We start from the raw sequence: 19,015 nt of genomic DNA on the forward strand, positions 1-19,015 counted from the left end.
TTGTCGGCCATTGATTGGCACTTTCGTACCGGTTGACCGGCTAGGCGATGACCGAATATGTCGCAGCCTCGTAAGTAGTGTCCGGTCCGCTGTCGTTAAGCTGCACCAAAGACGTGCGCGCACGAAGCCCTCAGGCTTCCTGCTTCTTTTTTTCATGACATGCACTGCGACATTCAAATGTGACTACCCTGACACGACAGGCGTTAGTACTTTAGCTTTACACTCGATCAGGTGGTGTCCATTCAACCGGACGCCGGTACACCCGGATCACAACACCTTCTTCAAGCCTCCCCAATAAAAGCCAAAGCGGAGTACCACAGATGGCGTTCTTCACCGCAGCCAGCAAGTCCGATTTCCAGCATCAACTGCAATCGGCACTGGCTCAGCACATCAGCGAGCAGGCACTGCCACAAGTGGCGCTGTTCGCTGAACAGTTCTTCGGCATCATTTCACTGGATGAACTCACACAGCGTCGACTGTCCGACCTCGCGGGCTGCACACTGTCCGCCTGGCGCCTGCTCGAGCGTTTCGAACACGCCCATCCTCAGGTCCGCGTCTACAACCCCGATTACGAGCGTCACGGATGGCAGTCGACCCACAGCGCCGTCGAAGTGCTGCATCATGACCTTCCGTTTCTCGTCGATTCCGTACGCACCGAGCTGAACCGTCGCGGTTACAGCATCCACACCCTGCAAACCACCGTCCTGAGCGTGCGACGCGGCCCGAATGGCCAGTTGCTCGAACTGCTGCCAAAAGGCACGACCGGCGACGACGTGTTGCAGGAATCGCTGATGTACCTGGAGATCGACCGCTGCGCCAACGCCAGCGAGTTGAACGTGCTGGCCCGCGAGCTGGAGCAGGTGCTCGGCGAAGTCCGCGCCGCTGTCGAAGATTTCGAGCCGATGAAGGCGCGCCTGCGTGACCTGCTTGTCAGCATCGACGCCAACGAATCCAACACAGACGTCGAAGAAAAGGCCGAGATCAAGGTTTTCCTTGAATGGCTGGTGGATAACCATTTCACCTTTCTGGGCTATGAAGAATTCCAGGTCAGCAACGACGCCGATGGCGGGCAACTCATCTACGACGAATCCTCGTTCCTGGGCCTGACCAAACTGCTGCGTCCGGGCCTGAGCCGCGAAGAACTGCACATCGAAGACTACGCAGTGAAATACCTGCAAGAGCCGATGCTGCTGTCATTCGCCAAGGCTGCCGTGCCAAGCCGCGTGCATCGTCCGGCCTATCCTGACTTCGTCTCGATCCGTCAGATCGACGCGTCGGGCAAGGTCATCAAGGAATGCCGCTTCATGGGCCTCTACACCTCGTCGGTGTACGGCGAGAGTGTCAGGCAGATTCCTTACATCCGTCGCAAGGTCGCGGAAGTCGAGCGTCGTTCCGGTTTCGATGCCAAGGCGCACCTGGGCAAGGAACTGGCGCAGGTGGTCGAAGTGCTGCCCCGCGACGATCTGTTCCAGACGCCGGTGGACGAACTGTTCACCACCGTCATGTCCATCGTGCAGATCCAGGAGCGCAACAAGATTCGCGTGTTCCTGCGCAAGGACCCGTACGGCCGTTTCTGCTACTGCCTGGCCTACGTACCGCGTGATGTGTACTCCACCGAGGTGCGACAGAAGATCCAGCAGGTGCTGATGGATCGCCTGAAAGCCAGCGATTGCGAATTCTGGACGTTCTTCTCCGAATCCGTGCTGGCCCGCGTGCAGCTGATTCTACGCGTAGACCCGAAGGTCAATCTGGAAATCGACGTCGCCCAGCTGGAAAACGAGGTCATTCAGGCCTGCCGTTCCTGGAAGGACGACTACGCCAGTCTCGTGGTCGAAAGCTTCGGCGAAGCCCATGGCACCAACGTGCTGGCCGACTTCCCGAAAGGCTTCCCTGCAGGCTACCGCGAGCGTTTCGCAGCGCATTCGGCCGTGGTCGACATGCAGCATGTGCTGAGCCTCAGCGAAAGCAATCCGTTGGTGATGAGCTTCTACCAGCCACTGGCCGGTGGTCGTCAGCAACTGCACTGCAAGCTTTACCACGCCGACACGCCGCTGGCGCTGTCCGACGTGCTGCCGATTCTGGAGAACCTCGGCCTGCGTGTGCTGGGTGAATTCCCGTACCGCCTGCACCACGCCAACGGTCGCGAATTCTGGATTCACGACTTCGCCTTTACCTACGGCGAAGGCCTGAACCTCGATATTCAGCAGCTCAACGACACGCTGCAGGACGCTTTCGTGCACATCGTCAGCGGCGACGCCGAGAATGATGCGTTCAACCGTCTGGTGCTGACTGCCGGTCTGCCATGGCGCGACGTGGCGCTGCTGCGTGCCTATGCCCGTTACCTGAAGCAGATTCGTCTGGGCTTCGACCTGGGCTACATCGCCAGCACGTTGAACAACCACACGGATATCGCCCGCGAGCTGACGCGTCTGTTCAAGACCCGTTTCTATCTGGCGCGCAAACTGGGTTCGGACGATCTGGACGACAAGCAACTGCGTCTGGAACAGGCCATCCTGACCGCGCTGGACGACGTTCAGGTGCTCAACGAAGACCGCATCCTGCGTCGTTACCTGGACCTGATCAAGGCGACCCTGCGGACCAACTTCTACCAGACAGATGCCAACGGCCAGAACAAGAGCTACTTCAGCTTCAAGTTCAACCCGCGTCTGATTCCCGAACTGCCGAAGCCGGTGCCCAAGTTCGAGATTTTCGTTTATTCGCCACGCGTCGAAGGCGTGCACCTGCGTTTCGGCAACGTGGCGCGCGGCGGCCTGCGCTGGTCGGATCGTGAAGAAGACTTCCGTACCGAAGTGCTGGGCCTGGTAAAAGCCCAGCAGGTGAAGAACTCGGTTATCGTGCCGGTCGGTGCCAAGGGCGGTTTCGTGCCGCGCCGTCTGCCGACCACCGGCAACCGCGACGAAGTGCAGGCTGAGGCAATCGCCTGCTATCGCATCTTCATCTCGGGTCTGCTGGACATCACCGACAACCTCAAGGAAGGCGTGCTGGTGCCGCCGGTCAACGTGGTTCGCCACGATGACGACGATCCGTACCTGGTCGTTGCTGCCGACAAAGGCACCGCGACCTTCTCCGACATCGCCAACGGTATTGCCATCGACTATGGCTTCTGGCTGGGCGACGCGTTTGCGTCCGGCGGTTCGGCCGGTTACGACCACAAGAAGATGGGTATCACTGCCAAGGGTGCCTGGGTCGGCGTGCAGCGTCACTTCCGTGAGCGTGATATCAACGTTCAGCAGGACAGCATCAGCGTGATCGGCATCGGCGACATGGCCGGTGACGTATTCGGTAACGGCCTGTTGATGTCCGACAAGTTGCAACTGGTCGCAGCCTTCAACCACCTGCACATCTTTATCGACCCGAATCCGGACCCGGCCACCAGCTTCGTCGAACGTCAGCGTCTGTTCGACCTGCCGCGTTCGGCCTGGACCGACTACGACACCAGCATCATGTCTGCGGGCGGCGGTATTTTCCCGCGCAGCGCCAAGAGCATCGCCATCACCGAACAGATGAAGGCACGCTTTGACATCAAGGCCGACAAGCTGACCCCGACCGAGCTGCTGCACGCGCTGCTCAAGGCGCCAGTGGACCTGTTGTGGAACGGCGGCATCGGTACGTACGTGAAGTCCAGCGAAGAGTCCCATGCGGATGTCGGCGACAAGGCCAACGACGCGCTGCGTGTCGACGGCAACGAGCTGCGCTGCAAGGTGGTGGGCGAGGGCGGCAACCTGGGCATGACCCAACTGGGCCGTGTCGAGTTCGGCCTCAATGGCGGCGCGACCAACACCGACTTCATCGACAACGCCGGTGGCGTGGACTGCTCCGACCACGAAGTGAACATCAAGATCCTGCTCAACGAAGTGGTGCAGGCTGGCGACATGACCGAGAAGCAGCGCAACCAGCTGCTTGAAAGCATGACCGACGAAGTCGGCCACCTGGTGCTGGGCAACAACTACAAGCAGACGCAGGCACTGTCGCTGGCCGCTCGCCGTGCCTACGACCGCATCGCTGAATACAAGCGTCTGATGAACGACCTGGAAGCCCGTGGCAAGCTGGACCGTGCCATCGAGTTCCTGCCGGCCGAAGACCAGATCGTCGAGCGTGTGTCGGCCGGTCATGGCCTGAGCCGTGCCGAGCTGTCGGTGCTGATCTCCTACAGCAAGATCGACCTCAAGGAAGCGTTGCTGGAATCCCGTGTTCCGGATGACGACTACCTGGCACGTGACATGGAAACCGCGTTCCCGCCATCGCTGAGCGCCAAGTTCTCCGTGGCCATGCGCGGTCACCGTCTGAAGCGCGAAATCGTCAGCACCCAGATCGCCAACGATCTGGTCAACCACATGGGTATCACGTTCGTGCAGCGACTCAAAGAGTCGACCGGCATGAGCGCTGCCAACGTGGCCGGTGCCTACGTGATCGTGCGTGATATCTTCCACCTCCCGCACTGGTTCCGTCAGATCGAGGCGCTGGACTACAAGGTGTCGGCAGAAATCCAGCTGTCGCTGATGGATGAGCTGATGCGTCTGGGCCGTCGTGCCACACGCTGGTTCCTGCGCAGCCGTCGCAACGAACTGGATGCCGGTCGTGACGTGGCGCACTTCGGTCCGCACATCGCCGCGCTGGGTCTCAAGCTCGACGAGCTGCTGGAAGGTCCGACCCGTGAAGTCTGGCAGGCGCGTTATCAGGCCTATGTCGAAGCCGGTGTGCCCGAGTTGCTGGCGCGCATGGTGGCGGGCACTACGCACCTGTACACGCTGCTGCCGATCATCGAAGCCTCCGACGTCACCGGGCAGAACGCTGCCGACGTGGCCAAGGTGTACTTCGCCGTAGGCAGTGCGCTGGACGTAACCTGGTACCTGCAGCAGATCAGCAGCCTGCCGGTGGAAAACAACTGGCAGGCCCTGGCCCGCGAAGCGTTCCGTGACGACATCGACTGGCAACAGCGGGCGATCACCGTATCGGTCCTGCAGATGCCGGATGGTCCATCGGACGTGGAAGAGCGTCTTGCGCTGTGGCTGGAACAGCACGCCCTCATGGTCGAGCGCTGGCGCGCCATGCTGGTCGAACTGCGTGCCGCCAGCGGCACCGACTACGCCATGTACGCCGTCGCCAACCGCGAGTTGCTGGACTTGGCCATGAGCGGACAAGCCATCACGGTGTGATGGTTTGACCGGGCTGTAAGCAGACTAAAAACCCCGCATCGAGAGATGTGGGGTTTTTTGCTTTGAAGGTACGTTGCTCATTACGGGTCTGAGCATTTACACGAACAGTGGGGTCAATACCCCATCATCCATTTCACGGGAGAGCAAACATGCAGGCAGACGCACTCACATGGGGCCACGGCCCTCGCATTCTTGAAGTATTCCTTGAGCCCACGTGCCCGTTTTCGGTCAAGGCTTTTCGCAAGCTCGACAAGCTGCTGGAACAGGCTGGCGAGGACCGCCTCACGATCAAAATTCGTCTCCAGTCCCAGCCGTGGCACATGTTTTCCGGCGTCATCGTGCGCTGCATCCTGGCCGCTTCGACCCTTGAAGGCGGCAAGAATACGGCCAAGGCCGTGATGGCAGCCGTTGCTGCGCATCGCGCCGAATTCGAATTCGAGCACCACGCCAGCGGACCCAATCTCGACGCCACACCGAACGACATCATTGCCCGGCTGGAAGGTTACAGCGGCGTCCAACTGGTCGAAGCGTTCGCGCAGCCCGAGCTTGAGCACGTCATCAAATGGCACTGCAAATACGCCCGCCAGAACGGCATCCATGTGTCCCCGACCTTTATGGTCGACGGTCTGGTGCAGCCTGCAATGAGCAGTGGTGATGCGATGGAGCAGTGGCTTTCGCAGCTTCAGTTGAGCTGAAATCAAACTATCTGTTTCTGAGCTAGCGTCTTCCATAGGAAACCCGCTAGATATTTATTCAGTACAGCAGGGACGACATGGATATATCAGTCCACAGAGAGAAAGGTCTTTTCAAAAGCGCCTACGGGGCTTGCTTGCCGCTTTCGATTTTCTTTGATGCAAGGCTCGTCGGGCAGGTGGCAACCGGGACAACCGAAGTGCTGGTGCTTCCTGACAGGGCAGGACTTCTGCAAATGGGTTTTGACACGATGACTAAAGGCATGGAAGTGATGCCCTGCGGCAATCTGCAGGCTTTCAAGGTCAGGACGCGAGGCTGGGTTCTTTTTGACTTCATCAATCTTGTCTATGTCAGGCCATTCAGTCGGTGGGTGTTTTCGGTAGAGAGGGTGTTGTAGTCCCCTTGGTGAAATGATCGACGTTCCAGTCATAAAAAAACCCCGCACAAGGCGGGGTTCTTTCAACGCTGTGTTTCGCTGTTACGCTTGAACGACCGGGATGTTGGCGTTCGCTGCGGCTTCACGGAACTCGGCGATCTGATCGAAGCTCAGGTAGCGGTACACGTCCGCTGCCATGGTGTCGATCTGTTGCGCGTAGCCCATGTACTCCTCGACGGTCGGCAGGCGACCCAGGATCGATGCGACGGACGCCAGCTCGGCCGAGGCCAGGTAGACGTTCGCGCCGTCACCCAGACGGTTCGGGAAGTTACGGGTCGACGTCGATACCACTGTCGAGTTCGGCTCTACGCGTGCCTGGTTACCCATGCACAGCGAGCAGCCCGGCATTTCCATGCGCGCGCCAGCCTTGCCGTAGATGCCGTAGTAGCCTTCTTCGGTCAGCTGATGCGCATCCATCTTGGTCGGCGGCGACAGCCACAGGCGTGTCGGCAGCTGGCCCTTGACCTGATCCAGCAACTTGCCCGCAGCGCGGAAGTGGCCGATGTTGGTCATGCAGGAGCCGATGAACACTTCGTCGATCTTCTCGCCCTGTACCGAAGACAGCAGGCGGGCATCGTCCGGGTCGTTCGGCGCGCAGAGCACAGGCTCTTTGACGTCGGCCAGGTCGATCTCGATGATTTCAGCGTACTCGGCGTCCTTGTCGGCTTCCAGCAGCTCTGGGTTGGCAACCCAGGCTTCCATCGCCTGAGCACGACGCTCCAGGGTGCGCGGATCACCGTAACCCTGTTCGATCATCCAGCGCAGCAGCGTGATGTTCGAGTTCAGGTATTCGATGATCGGCTCTTTGGCCAGCTTGATGGTGCAACCGGCAGCCGAACGTTCGGCCGAAGCGTCGGACAGCTCGAAAGCCTGCTCGATGCTCAGGTTGTCCAGGCCTTCGATTTCCAGGATGCGACCGGAGAACGCGTTCTTCTTGCCTTTCTTCTCTACGGTCAGCAGGCCAGCCTGAATTGCGTAGTAAGGAATGGCGTGAACCAGGTCGCGCAGGGTGATGCCAGGCTGCATCTTGCCCTTGAAGCGAACCAGGATCGACTCAGGCATGTCCAGCGGCATGACGCCAGTGGCGGCAGCAAACGCAACCAGACCGGAGCCGGCCGGGAAGGAGATACCGATCGGGAAGCGGGTGTGAGAGTCACCACCGGTGCCGACGGTGTCCGGCAGCAGCATGCGGTTCAGCCAGCTGTGGATGATACCGTCGCCCGGACGCAGGGAAACGCCGCCACGGGTCATGATGAAGTCAGGCAGCGTGTGGTGCGTCTTGACGTCGATCGGCTTCGGATAGGCCGCGGTGTGGCAGAAGGACTGCATGACCAGATCGGTCGAGAAGCCCAGGCACGCCAGGTCTTTCAGCTCGTCGCGTGTCATCGGGCCAGTGGTATCCTGGGAGCCGACGGTGGTCATTTTCGGTTCGCAGTAGGTGCCCGGACGGATACCTTCCACGCCGCACGCCTTGCCGACCATCTTCTGCGCCAGGGTGAAACCCTTGGTGCTTTCGGCTGGCTGGTCAGGCGTCTTGAACAGGTCGAAGGCTGGCAGGCCCAGCTCGGCGCGTGCCTTGCTGGTCAGGCCACGACCGATGATCAGCGGGATACGGCCACCGGCGCGGACTTCGTCCAACAGCACCGGGGTCTTCATTTCGAAGGTGGTGATGACTTCGTCGCTGTCGTGCTTGCAGACTTTGCCAGCGTACGGGTAAACGTCGATCACATCGCCCATGTTGATGTTCGAGACATCGAACTCGATCGGCAGGGCGCCCGCATCTTCCATGGTGTTGTAGAAGATCGGAGCGATCTTGCTGCCGAAGCAGAAACCGCCTGCGCGCTTGTTCGGCACGTAAGGAACGTCGTCGCCGAAGAACCACAGCACCGAGTTGGTCGCCGATTTACGCGAGGAGCCGGTACCGACCACGTCACCGACGTAGGCGATAGGGAAGCCCTGGCCGCGCATCTCTTCGATCTGCTTCATCGGACCGATGGAGCCCTGTACGTCCGGAACGATGCCTTCACGGGCCATTTTCAACATGGCCAGAGCGTGCAGCGGGATGTCTGGACGCGACCAGGCATCAGGCGCTGGCGACAGGTCGTCGGTGTTGGTTTCGCCGGTGACCTTGAAGACGCGCAGGCTGATCTTGTCGGCCAGCGTCGGGCGCTTCTTGAACCACTCGCCATCAGCCCAGGACTGAACGACCGCCTTGGCGTGAGCGTTGCCGCTCTTGGCTTTCTCGGCCACGTCGTGGAAGGCGTCGAACATCAGCAGCGTGTGCTTGAGCTGTTCGGCAGCGACCGGCGCCAGCGTGGCGTCGTCGAGCAGGTCAACCAGCGTGACGATGTTGTAGCCGCCCTGCATGGTGCCCAGCAGTTCGGTTGCACGTTTTTTGTCGATCAGGGGAGAAGTGGCTTCGCCCTTGGCCAGGGCAGACAGGAAACCGGCCTTGACGTAGGCAGCCTCGTCAACGCCTGGTGGAACGCGATTGGTGATCAGATCGACAAGGAAAGCTTCTTCGCCAGCCGGGGGATTTTTCAGCAGCTCAATAAGGCCTGCGGTTTGTTCGGCGTTAAGCGGCTGGGGCACGATACCCTGGGCGGCACGCTCTTCGATGTGTTTACGGTAGGCTTCAAGCACAGTATTACCCTCATCAGTGGTCCCAAATGGGTGTCCGGGACGCTCATCCAGAAATTGTCCGTACCCACGCAAGACTTTGGAGCCTTGTTGGCAGGGTGTCGGCAATTCCTAACAGAAGCTGTTTTCAAAGTTTTACGCCTGCAGGACGGGGAGGAGAGGCGGTCGACACGGCCATCCGTGATGAGGGGATGGCCTGTCGACGCCGCACTGCGGGATTAACTTGACTGTGCTCGTGACGCTTTGAAAACAGCTTCCAACGGACATTGGCGCCTTAAAAGGCTCGCTGATTCTACGGCAAATCTGAACTAAAGGTAAGTTAGCCCCTACATGTTCGGGGGTGAAAGTGCTTAGACAAAGGACTAATATGGGCCCTTGTTTCGCCTGCCCAAGCCCCGCCAGCCATGCCTGATCACATCATCAAAACACCCTGCGTCGGCCTTTGCTCCACTGTTTACGGGGATTTGGTGTGCCGTGGCTGCAAACGCTTCCACCATGAAGTCATCCACTGGAACGGTTACAACGAAGACGAAAAAAGAGCCGTCTGGTTGCGTCTGGAGCAGTTGCTGGTTCAGGTCATGACCGCCAAGCTCGAAATCTTCGATGCCGACAAACTGCGGCTGCAGCTTGTCCAGCGCAAGATTCGCTTCGTGCCGCACCAGTCCGAATATTGCTGGGCCTATCAATTGATCGCTCGCGGTGCGCGGGTCATCAGTCAGGTGGAAGCCTACGGTTTCGTGTTGTTACCCGAATTTCGCAATTGGTCGCTGCCTGAGTTACGTGATGCGATCGACCGCGAGTTCTTTCTGCTCTCCGAGGCGCATTACCAGCGTTATATAGCGCCGGGCTTTCTCAAGGATGCCTTCGGCGCCTGATCCGCCGCCGCGCTTTTGTCTCGCGGGACGTCGATAGCCCTCGTATAATGCCGCGCTTTGCCTCTGCGCCATGTGTGAGCCTATGTACCCGATCCCTGAAATCGAAGCCTTTCTGCTTTGCCGTACGCCCGACAGCTGGGTTCAGGCTGCATTGCGCAACCTCGACATCCTGTTGATCGACCACGCGAACAACGAGAAGAAGGCGGCAGGGGCGGCGTTCCAGTTCATGTTCCAGTACAACGACAAGTTCGACCTGCTGGCCAAGATGTCGCGCCTGGCCCGTGAAGAACTGCGTCATTTCGAACAAGTGATCAGCATCATCCGCAAGCGCCAGATTCCGATGGCCAACATCAGCTCGGCGCGTTATGCCGGCGCATTGCGCAAGCTGGTGCGTAATCACAACCCCTACCGCCTGACCGATGCGCTGGTGGTGGGTGCCATCGTCGAAGCCCGTTCCTGTGAGCGTTTCGCCGCGTTGGTGCCGCACCTGGATGAGGACCTGGCCAAGTTCTACGGCAGTCTGCTCAAGTCAGAAGCGCGGCATTTTCAGGACTACCTGAAGCTGGCTTACACCTATGGCGAAAAGGCAGACGTGGACGCCAAGATCGAAGAGATTCGTCTGGCCGAGCGCGAGCTGATCGAAAGCCCTGACGAGGAATTTCGTTTTCACAGTGGCGTACCTGTCGCCGCCTGATCTGGCGCGCCATTTCGGCCAGCGACAAAAAACGACCGCCTTACCAGCGGTCGTTTTTTTATGCCTTTTTAGTAAGCAAGCTAACAAATACTTTGACAATAGCTGTCTAGGCAGTAATATTTTGTAATCACTGCCTAAGCAGCTTTCCGGGTGATTCCTTGAAACATTTCAGTCCTGAAAACTTTGATTCCAGCCTGATCGGGCTGCTGGTCGGCCGTACCAACGCGCTGAAAGACCGCATGCTGGACAAGTACCTGCTGCCGTACGACGTCACGTTCGCGCAGTTCAAGGTGCTGATCATCATTGCCCAGTTTTCGACGGATACGCCGGTGGAATTGTGTCGGCACCTGTCGCTGGACAGCGGTTCGATGACTCGCATGCTGGACCGCCTGGAACAGAAGGGACTGATCGTGCGCACCCGTTCGGAAACCGATCGTCGTCAGGTGCGTGTCGCCCTGACGTCTCAGGGACAAGCGCTATCCGACCTGCTGCCGCAGATCGGTGCCGATGCCATGAACGACACCTTCGCAGCCCTCGACGCTGAGGAAGTGGAAGTGCTGCGCCGGATTCTGACCAAGGTGCTGGTCGCCGCCGACGACCATATCGCCCTGACTCGCCTGAGCTTCAACGCCAAAGGCAAATAAATACGAATAGCCCGAAGTTGAGGGCGGCCGGTCTGGCCGGATCTCAGCCGTTCTGCCTACTTGAAGGTAATTGCCATGGCCACTGCCGCCGCTGAAAACACGTCTGCCCCTGAACAGAAACAGCCAAACGCCCCGAAATCCGGCAAGCGCAAATTCCTGCTGGCCGGTCTCGCCATCATCGTCGTTCTCTGTGGACTGGCGATCTGGGGCTGGTATGAGTTGTATGGTCAATGGAGCGAAGAGACCGATGACGCCTACGTAAGTGGCAATGTGGTGGAAATCACGCCGCTGGTCACCGGCACGGTCATCAGCATTGCCGCAGACGACGGTGATCTGGTCCGCGAAGGACAGGTGCTGCTGCGTTTCGATCCAAGCGATGCCGAAGTCGGGCTGCAGAGCGCCGAAGCCAATCTGGGCAAGGTCGTGCGTCAGGTTCGCGGCCTGTACAGCAACGTCGATGGCATGAAGGCTCAACTGGCCGCGCAACGTGCGGCGGTGCAGACGGCTCAGGATAACTACAGCCGTCGTCGCAGTCTGGCGGCCGGTGGCGCAATCTCCCAGGAAGAGCTGTCCCATGCCCGGGACCAACTGACCAGCGCACAAAGTGCCTTGAACAACATCCAGCAACAGTTGAGCACCAGTGTGGCGCTGGTTGATGACACCGTAGTGTCTTCCCATCCGGACGTGAAGGCGGCGGCTGCGCAGTTGCGTCAGGCCTATCTCGCCAATGCGCGGACCACTCTGGTCGCACCGGTGACCGGTTACGTTGCCAAGCGCAGCGTGCAACTGGGCCAGCGCGTTCAGCCTGGTACCGCGACCATGGCGGTGATTCCACTGGATCAGCTGTGGATCGATGCCAACTTCAAGGAAACCCAGCTGGGCAAGATGCGTATCGGTCAGCCGGTGGAAATCAGCTCCGACCTGTATGGCAGCGACGTGAAGTACAGCGGCACCATCGACAGCCTGGGCGCGGGGACCGGCAGCGCGTTCGCGCTGTTGCCAGCCCAGAACGCGACCGGCAACTGGATCAAGATCGTCCAGCGTGTGCCGGTCCGCGTCCACATCAACCCTGAGGAACTGGCGCAACACCCGCTGCGCATTGGTCTGTCGACCACCGTTGAAGTCAATCTGCACGACCAGAGTGGTCCGATTCTGGCGCAGCAGCCTCCGAAGCAGGCTGCATTCACTACCCAGGTCTACACCGAACAGCTGGCTGATGCCGATGCCTTGATCGCGCGCCTGATCCATGAAAACAGCGCCGCCAGCGACAAAAGCAAGACCGCCCAGCGCTGATCCGCCCATCCGCCTGTCCCGGTCTTTCGGCCGGGGTGTCGCCCACGTTTTCAGGGATTCGCGATGAGCACCAACGCCCCCGCTTCCTTTACGCCACCCAGCCTGTTGCTCTGCACCATCGGTCTGTCGCTGGCGACCTTCATGCAAGTGCTCGACACCACCATCGCCAACGTGGCCCTGCCGACCATCGCAGGCAACCTGGGTGTCAGCTCGGAGCAGAGCACCTGGGTCATCACCTCGTTCGCCGTCAGTAACGCCATCGCGCTGCCCCTGACCGGCTGGCTGAGCCGCCGCTTCGGCGAGGTCAAACTGTTCCTGTGGGCGACCCTGCTGTTTGTGCTGGCTTCGTTTATGTGCGGCATTTCCACGTCGATGCCCGAGCTTGTAGGTTTTCGGGCCTTGCAGGGCATCGTTGCCGGGCCGCTTTATCCCATGAGCCAGACCTTGCTGCTGGCGGTCTACCCGCCTGCAAAAAGGGGCATGGCGCTGGCCTTGCTGGCGATGGTCACGGTGGTCGCGCCCATTGTCGGGCCGATTCTGGGCGGCTGGATTACTGACAGTTACAGTTGGCCCTGGATCTTCTTCATCAATATTCCGATCGGCCTGTTCGCAGCATTGGTGGTGCGCACGCAGATGGCCAAGCGTCCGGTCAACACCCAGCAACAGCCTCTGGATTACGTCGGGCTGATCTCCCTGATCATCGGCGTCGGCGCGCTGCAGGTCGTGCTGGACAAAGGCAATAACCTGGACTGGTTCGAGTCGAATTTCATCGTCATCGGCGCACTGATTTCGCTGGTAGCGCTGTCGGTATTCGTGATCTGGGAAATGACCGATAAACATCCTATCGTCAATTTGCGGCTGTTCGCCTATCGAAACTTTCGGGTCGGTACACTGGCGATGATTGGCGGGTATTCAGGGTTTTTCGGCGTCAACCTGCTGTTGCCACAATGGTTGCAGACGCAGATGGGCTACACCGCGACCTGGGCCGGACTGGCGTTGGCGCCGATTGGTATCCTGCCGGTGTTGATGTCGCCCTTCGTTGGCAAGTACGCACACAAGTTCGACCTGCGCCTGCTGGCCAGCCTGGCGTTCCTGGCCATGGGCCTGAGCTGTTTCATGCGTGCAGACTTCACCAATCAGGTGGATTTCCAGCACATCGCCATGGTCCAGTTGTTCATGGGGATAGGCGTCGCGCTGTTCTTCATGCCGACCCTGAGCATTCTGTTATCGGACCTGCCACCCAACCAGATTGCCGATGGTTCAGGCCTCGCCACCTTCCTGCGTACGCTGGGCGGCAGCTTCGCGGCATCGCTGACCACCTGGATCTGGATTCGCCGTGCCGAGCAGCATCATGCGTACCTGAGCGAAAACATCAGCACCTATGACCCGGCCACACGGCATGCGCTCGACACCCTGGGCGGTGCCGGTCCGCAGGCCTACGCGCAGCTGGAGCAGACGCTCAACAGTCAGGCGTACATGATGTCGACGGTGGACTACTTCTACATGCTGGGCTGGTTGTTCGCGGGGTTGATCCTGCTGGTCTGGTTCGCCAAACCACCGTTCGCCGCGAAAGCAGGACCAGCGGCAGGGGGAGGGCATTGATAGCGGGTTTGGCTGGCTAAACATAGACCGACGCCGCTGCATGATCGTGCCCATCGCCCTGCGCTCATCGTTATGCACAAGTCTGCCTCAACCCTGATCGTGCCCACGCGTGGGTATGCCGCCCGTGACGCTCCGCGTCACAAATGGCACAGACTGCAGGTTCAGTAAGGGAGGCAGCTGCCTTTATCTACAACGAAGGCGGCAACGCCAGCGTGCGATTCTCTTCCGGCACAAAATCGAACGAACCGAGGCTGAAACCCTGTTCGTCCACCTGCAGCGCCCAGCCCTGACGATCCCAGTCGCCCAGCACGATGCGCCTGGCGGCTACGTCGCCGAGCTGCAGTTTATGAATGGCAGGGCGATGCGTGTGGCCGTGGATCAGCGTGTGCACACCGAATTGCTGCATGATTCGCGGCACCTCTTCAGGCGTCACATCGACAATGTCGTTGGCTTTCATGCGGGTCTTTGCGCGGCTTTCATTGCGCAGCTTGCGCGCCAGTTTGTGGCGGGTTTTCAAGGGCAGGTGACGCAGAATGAACAGCGTCAGCGGATGGCGCAGGTAGCGGCGCATTCTGATGTAGCCCACATCACGCGTGCACAGGCTGTCGCCGTGCATCAACAGCACCGGCTCACCGTTCAACTGCACCACGGTCGGGTCGGCCAGCAGCGTGCAACCCGCTGCCTTGCAGAAACCCTTGCCGATCATGAAGTCGCGGTTGCCGTGCATCAGAAAAATTCGGGTACCACTGTCGCTCAGTTCGCGCAGGGCCTTGCAGATCGAAAGCTGGAACGGCGACATGGCGTCGTCACCGATCCAGGCTTCAAAGAAATCCCCGAGGATATACAGCGACTCGGCTGTGCGAGCCCGGCCTGCGAGTAGATCCAGAAACGCCCGGGTAATGTCCGGGCGTTCTTGCTCAAGATGCAAATCGGAGATCAGCAGTATCACTCAACGATCTCTGCTTTTTCGATGATCACGTCTTCGACAGGAACGTCCTGGTGACCGGCCTTGCTGCTGGTGGCAACGCCCTTGATCTTGTCGACAACGTCAGTACCTTCGATCACTTCACCGAATACGGCATAGCCCCAGCCCTGAACGGTCTTGGCGCTGTGGTTCAAGAAGGCGTTGTCAGCCACGTTGATGAAGAACTGCGCGGAAGCCGAATGCGGCTCCATGGTGCGAGCCATTGCAACTGTGTATTTCTTGTTTGGCAGGCCGTTGTCAGCTTCGTTCTGGATGCTCGGGCGCTTGTCTTTCTTTTCCTTCATGCCTGGCTCGAAACCACCGCCCTGGACCATGAAGTTGCCGATCACACGGTGGAAAACGGTATTTTCATAGTGGCCAGCGTTGACGTATTCGATGAAGTTGGCAACGGTCAGCGGTGCTTTTTCTGCGTTCAATTGCAGAACGATGTCACCGTGGTTGGTGCTGAGTTTTACTTTGGACATAGGAGAGTCGATCTCTTGGCGTTCATGAAGGGGCGCAATATCACCCTGACGTGCAGTTTACAGGCGAGGTTACATTTTTCGCGCTTTTTGCCGCTTTTCTGTTTGAACCCTGCACTCTGTTGTCAGGGACTTGACAGCTTCGGCTATGATAAGCGCTTTGATTTAGTCGGCCTACCCTGGCCGCGCACAAGTATGTCCAAGGATCCTATGAGCAAGCCCACTCCAGAACCCGCTGCGAATTCAAAGGCAGGCCCTGTCGTACCGACCAACTTCCTGCGTCCGATCGTGCAGGCTGACCTGGATTCGGGCAAACACACCCGGATCGTGACCCGCTTCCCGCCAGAGCCGAACGGCTATCTGCACATCGGTCACGCCAAGTCGATCTGCGTGAACTTCGGTCTGGCCAACGAGTTCGGTGGCGCGACGCACCTGCGTTTCGACGACACCAACCCGGCCAAGGAAGACCAGGAATACATCGACGCCATCATGAGCGACGTGAAGTGGCTCGGCTTCGAGTGGGCGGGCGAAGTGCGTTACGCCTCGCAATACTTCGATCAACTGCACGACTGGGCCGTTGAGCTGATCAAGTCCGGCAAGGCTTATGTGGACGACCTGACCCCCGAGCAGGCACGCGAATACCGTGGCACCCTGACCGAACCGGGCAAGAACAGCCCGTTCCGTGAGCGCAGCGTCGAGGAAAACCTGGACCTGTTCGCCCGCATGAAAGCCGGTGAGTTCGAAGACGGTGCTCGCGTGCTGCGCGCCAAGATCGACATGGCGTCGCCGAACATGAACCTGCGCGACCCGATCCTGTACCGCATTCGCCATGCACATCACCACCAGACCGGTGACAAATGGTGCATCTACCCGATCTATGACTTCACCCACGGTCAGTCGGACGCCATCGAAGGCATTACCCATTCGATCTGCACGCTGGAGTTCGAAAGCCATCGTCCGTTGTACGACTGGTTCCTGGACAACCTGCCGGTGCCGTGCAAGCCGCGCCAGTACGAGTTCTCGCGCCTGAACCTGAGCTACACCGTGACCAGCAAGCGCAAGCTCAAGCAACTGGTTGACGAGAAGCACGTCAATGGGTGGGATGATCCGCGCATGTCCACGCTGTCCGGCTTCCGTCGCCGTGGCTACACGCCGGCTTCGATCCGCAACTTCTGCGAAATGGTTGGCACCAACCGTTCCGACGGCGTGGTGGATTTCGGCATGCTCGAATTCAGCATCCGTGACGACCTGGATCGCAATGCGCCACGCGCCATGTGCGTGTTGCGTCCGTTGAAAGTCGTGATCACCAATTACCCGGAAGGTCAGGTCGAGAAGCTCGAACTGCCGCGTCACCCCAAGGAAGACCTGGGCGTGCGCGAATTGCCGTTCGCTCGCGAGATCTACATCGATCGCGACGACTACATGGAAGAGCCGCCTAAAGGCTACAAGCGCCTTGAGCCGAATGGCGAAGTGCGCCTGCGTGGCAGCTACGTGATTCGTGCCGACGAGGCCATCAAGGACGCCGACGGCAACATCGTCGAGCTGCGCTGCTCCTACGACCCTGACACCCTGGGCAAGAACCCTGAAGGCCGCAAGGTCAAGGGCGTTATCCACTGGGTGCCGGCCGAGGCCAGCGTGGAATGCGAAGTGCGTCTCTACGACCGTCTGTTCCGTTCCCCTTCGCCTGACAAGGCCGAAGATGGCGCCACGTTCCTGGAAAACATCAACCCTGATTCCCTGCAGGTCCTGACAGGTTGTCGTGCTGAACCATCGCTGGCTAATGCACAGCCGGAAGACAGGTTCCAGTTCGAACGCGAAGGCTACTTCTGCGCCGACATCAAGGATACAAAACCTGGTCGTCCGGTCTTCAACCGCACAGTGACACTGCGCGATTCCTGGAGCTGAGGCTGTACCACGGGGGTAGGAAAGTGCTTTCCATCTACAACACGCTCACCAAGAGCAAAGAAGTTTTCAAGCCGCTGGATGGCAACAAGGTGCGCATGTACGTCTGCGGGATGACCGTGTACGACTACTGCCACCTGGGCCACGGCCGCAGCATGGTCGCGTTCGATCTGGTGACCCGTTGGTTGCGGTTCAGCGGCTATGAACTCACCTATGTGCGCAACATCACCGACATTGACGACAAGATCATCAACCGTGCGCGTGACAACGGCGAGTCGTTCGACGCGCTGACTGCGCGCATGATTGACGCCATGCACGAGGACGAGGCTCGCCTCAACATCCTCAAGCCGGACATGGAGCCGCGTGCCACCGATCACATCGCCGGCATGCACGCCATGATCCAGACCCTGATCGACAAGGGTTACGCTTACGCGCCGGGCAATGGCGATGTGTACTACCGCGTCGGCAAGTTTGTCGGCTACGGCAAGCTGTCGCGCAAGAAAATCGAAGACCTGCGCATCGGTGCACGGATCGAAGTGGACGAGTCCAAGGACGATCCGCTGGACTTCGTGCTCTGGAAGGGCGTCAAACCGGGCGAGCCGAGCTGGGATTCGCCGTGGGGTCCGGGTCGTCCGGGCTGGCATATCGAGTGCTCGGTGATGTCGACCTGCTGCCTGGGTGACACCTTCGACATTCATGGCGGCGGCAGTGACCTCGAATTTCCGCACCATGAAAATGAGATTGCCCAAAGCGAAGCGGCGACAGGCAAGACGTACGCCAATGCGTGGTTGCACTGCGGCATGATCCGCATCAATGGCGAGAAGATGTCCAAGTCCTTGAACAACTTCTTCACCATTCGCGATGTGCTGGAGAAATACCACCCCGAAGTGGTGCGTTACCTGCTGGTATCGAGCCATTACCGGAGCGCGATCAACTATTCCGAGGACAGCCTGCGCGAGTCCAAGGCGGCGCTGGAGCGTTTCTATCATGCGCTCAAGGGCCTGCCGGTCTCAGAGCCGGTCGGTGGCGAAGCGTTCGTCGAGCGTTTCTCTGCGGCAATGAACGACGACTTCGGTACGCCCGAAGCCTGTGCCGTGCTGTTTGAAATGGTGCGTGAGATCAACCGTCTGCGTGAGACCGATCCTGCAGCAGCAGCGGGCCTTGCGGCGCGCCTCAAGCAGCTGGCCAGTGTGCTGGGTGTGTTGCAGCTGGAGGCTGATGACTTTCTACGCGCTGGCGCAGAAGGTCGTGTCGATGCCGCTGAAGTGGAAGCGCTGATTCAGGCGCGTCTGGCGGCGCGTGCTGCCAAGGACTGGGCCGAATCCGACCGCATCCGCGACCAGATCACCGCCATGGGCGTTGTGCTGGAAGACGGTAAGGGCGGAACGACCTGGCGTCTGGCGGACTGAAGTCGAAACGAGAGTGTCTGGCTGGATGCATAACGAGTGGGAGGCGGCTTGCCGGCGATGGCGTCAGTTCATTCACTGATAGGTCGCTTCAGAAAAAGCATCGCCGGCAAGCTGCCTCCTACAGTAGTCCGTGGTTGCAGCAAGACTCGGGTATGACGCTGAGCACAGGCGTGAGCATGATCGGCGTGCTTGAGATCACTCTGA

Annotated in this window: 13 protein-coding genes; 10 read left to right on the forward strand and 3 right to left on the reverse strand. The window is 59.5% G+C overall.

Annotation, left to right across the window (positions count from 1 at the left end):
- Nucleotides 1–320: 320 nt before the first annotated feature.
- From AC0IXS_RS23095 to AC0IXS_RS23105, 3 genes are all read left to right on the forward strand, one after another.
- Nucleotides 321–5,177: an NAD-glutamate dehydrogenase gene (locus AC0IXS_RS23095; protein WP_122438144.1), complete on the forward strand. Its 4,857-nt coding sequence runs from the start codon at nt 321–323 to the stop codon at nt 5,175–5,177.
- Between the two features lie 149 nt (nt 5,178–5,326).
- Nucleotides 5,327–5,872, forward strand: a complete 546-nt coding sequence (locus AC0IXS_RS23100) for a DsbA family protein (protein WP_057408002.1) — start codon at nt 5,327–5,329, stop codon at nt 5,870–5,872.
- Nucleotides 5,873–5,949: 77 nt separating this feature from the next.
- A complete protein-coding gene (locus tag AC0IXS_RS23105) occupies nt 5,950–6,267 on the forward strand; it encodes a hypothetical protein (RefSeq protein ID WP_057408001.1) in 318 nt (105 codons plus the stop codon).
- Between the two features lie 81 nt (nt 6,268–6,348).
- On the opposite strand, the gene acnB is transcribed toward AC0IXS_RS23105, so the two are convergent.
- Nucleotides 6,349–8,949 carry a bifunctional aconitate hydratase 2/2-methylisocitrate dehydratase gene (gene acnB / locus AC0IXS_RS23110; protein WP_004883871.1) on the reverse strand — a complete coding sequence of 867 codons (2,601 nt, stop codon included), beginning with the start codon at nt 8,947–8,949 and terminating at the stop codon, nt 6,349–6,351.
- Nucleotides 8,950–9,350: 401 nt separating this feature from the next.
- Between acnB and AC0IXS_RS23115 the strand changes: the two genes are divergently transcribed.
- The 5 genes from AC0IXS_RS23115 (at nt 9,351) to AC0IXS_RS23135 (ending at nt 14,054) form a co-directional block, all read left to right on the forward strand.
- Complete coding sequence (locus AC0IXS_RS23115) at nt 9,351–9,821, forward strand: DUF1289 domain-containing protein (protein WP_004883872.1); 471 nt, start codon at nt 9,351–9,353, stop codon at nt 9,819–9,821.
- Between the two features lie 82 nt (nt 9,822–9,903).
- Nucleotides 9,904–10,515: a MiaE family protein gene (locus tag AC0IXS_RS23120; RefSeq protein ID WP_122667570.1), complete on the forward strand. Its 612-nt coding sequence runs from the start codon at nt 9,904–9,906 to the stop codon at nt 10,513–10,515.
- Between the two features lie 158 nt (nt 10,516–10,673).
- Nucleotides 10,674–11,159 carry a MarR family winged helix-turn-helix transcriptional regulator gene (locus AC0IXS_RS23125; RefSeq protein WP_057408000.1) on the forward strand — a complete coding sequence of 162 codons (486 nt, stop codon included), beginning with the start codon at nt 10,674–10,676 and terminating at the stop codon, nt 11,157–11,159.
- 75 nt (nt 11,160–11,234) lie between these two features.
- Nucleotides 11,235–12,452, forward strand: coding sequence for an HlyD/EmrA/EmrK family protein (locus AC0IXS_RS23130; protein WP_043302821.1), 1,218 nt, complete (start codon nt 11,235–11,237; stop codon nt 12,450–12,452).
- A gap of 63 nt (nt 12,453–12,515) precedes the next feature.
- Nucleotides 12,516–14,054 carry a DHA2 family efflux MFS transporter permease subunit gene (locus tag AC0IXS_RS23135; protein WP_122415117.1) on the forward strand — a complete coding sequence of 513 codons (1,539 nt, stop codon included), beginning with the start codon at nt 12,516–12,518 and terminating at the stop codon, nt 14,052–14,054.
- Nucleotides 14,055–14,241: 187 nt separating this feature from the next.
- Here AC0IXS_RS23135 and lpxH read toward each other — a convergent pair whose 3' ends face one another.
- Both lpxH and AC0IXS_RS23145 read right to left on the reverse strand, forming a co-directional pair.
- The gene (gene lpxH / locus AC0IXS_RS23140; protein WP_043302822.1) at nt 14,242–15,003 is read right to left on the reverse strand and encodes a UDP-2,3-diacylglucosamine diphosphatase; all 762 of its coding nucleotides are present in this window, start codon (nt 15,001–15,003) and stop codon (nt 14,242–14,244) included.
- Nucleotides 15,000–15,503: a peptidylprolyl isomerase gene (locus AC0IXS_RS23145; RefSeq protein WP_057407998.1), complete on the reverse strand. Its 504-nt coding sequence runs from the start codon at nt 15,501–15,503 to the stop codon at nt 15,000–15,002. The genes lpxH and AC0IXS_RS23145 overlap by 4 nt, the downstream gene beginning before the upstream one ends.
- Before the next feature lie 207 nt (nt 15,504–15,710).
- Here AC0IXS_RS23145 and AC0IXS_RS23150 point away from each other — a divergent pair, with 207 nt between their 5' ends.
- Both AC0IXS_RS23150 and cysS read left to right on the forward strand, forming a co-directional pair.
- Complete coding sequence (locus AC0IXS_RS23150) at nt 15,711–17,405, forward strand: glutamine--tRNA ligase/YqeY domain fusion protein (protein WP_043302824.1); 1,695 nt, start codon at nt 15,711–15,713, stop codon at nt 17,403–17,405.
- Between the two features lie 23 nt (nt 17,406–17,428).
- A complete protein-coding gene (cysS, locus tag AC0IXS_RS23155; RefSeq protein WP_057407997.1) occupies nt 17,429–18,811 on the forward strand; it encodes a cysteine--tRNA ligase in 1,383 nt (460 codons plus the stop codon).
- Nucleotides 18,812–19,015 lie beyond the last annotated feature (204 nt).

Source organism: Pseudomonas sp. AC016 (genome assembly GCF_979253365.1).

Bases quoted from the DNA above. Each gene is read 5' to 3' on its own strand.
- AC0IXS_RS23095 (WP_122438144.1), top strand. From the start codon at position 321: ATGGCGTTCTTCACCGCAGCCAGCAAGTCCGATTTCCAGCATCAACTG.
- AC0IXS_RS23100 (WP_057408002.1), top strand. From the start codon at position 5,327: ATGCAGGCAGACGCACTCACATGGGGCCACGGCCCTCGCATTCTTGAA.
- AC0IXS_RS23105 (WP_057408001.1), top strand. From the start codon at position 5,950: ATGGATATATCAGTCCACAGAGAGAAAGGTCTTTTCAAAAGCGCCTAC.
- AC0IXS_RS23115 (WP_004883872.1), top strand. From the start codon at position 9,351: ATGCCTGATCACATCATCAAAACACCCTGCGTCGGCCTTTGCTCCACT.
- AC0IXS_RS23120 (WP_122667570.1), top strand. From the start codon at position 9,904: ATGTACCCGATCCCTGAAATCGAAGCCTTTCTGCTTTGCCGTACGCCC.
- AC0IXS_RS23130 (WP_043302821.1), top strand. From the start codon at position 11,235: ATGGCCACTGCCGCCGCTGAAAACACGTCTGCCCCTGAACAGAAACAG.
- AC0IXS_RS23135 (WP_122415117.1), top strand. From the start codon at position 12,516: ATGAGCACCAACGCCCCCGCTTCCTTTACGCCACCCAGCCTGTTGCTC.
- AC0IXS_RS23145 (WP_057407998.1), bottom strand. From the start codon at position 15,503: ATGTCCAAAGTAAAACTCAGCACCAACCACGGTGACATCGTTCTGCAA.
- AC0IXS_RS23150 (WP_043302824.1), top strand. From the start codon at position 15,711: ATGAGCAAGCCCACTCCAGAACCCGCTGCGAATTCAAAGGCAGGCCCT.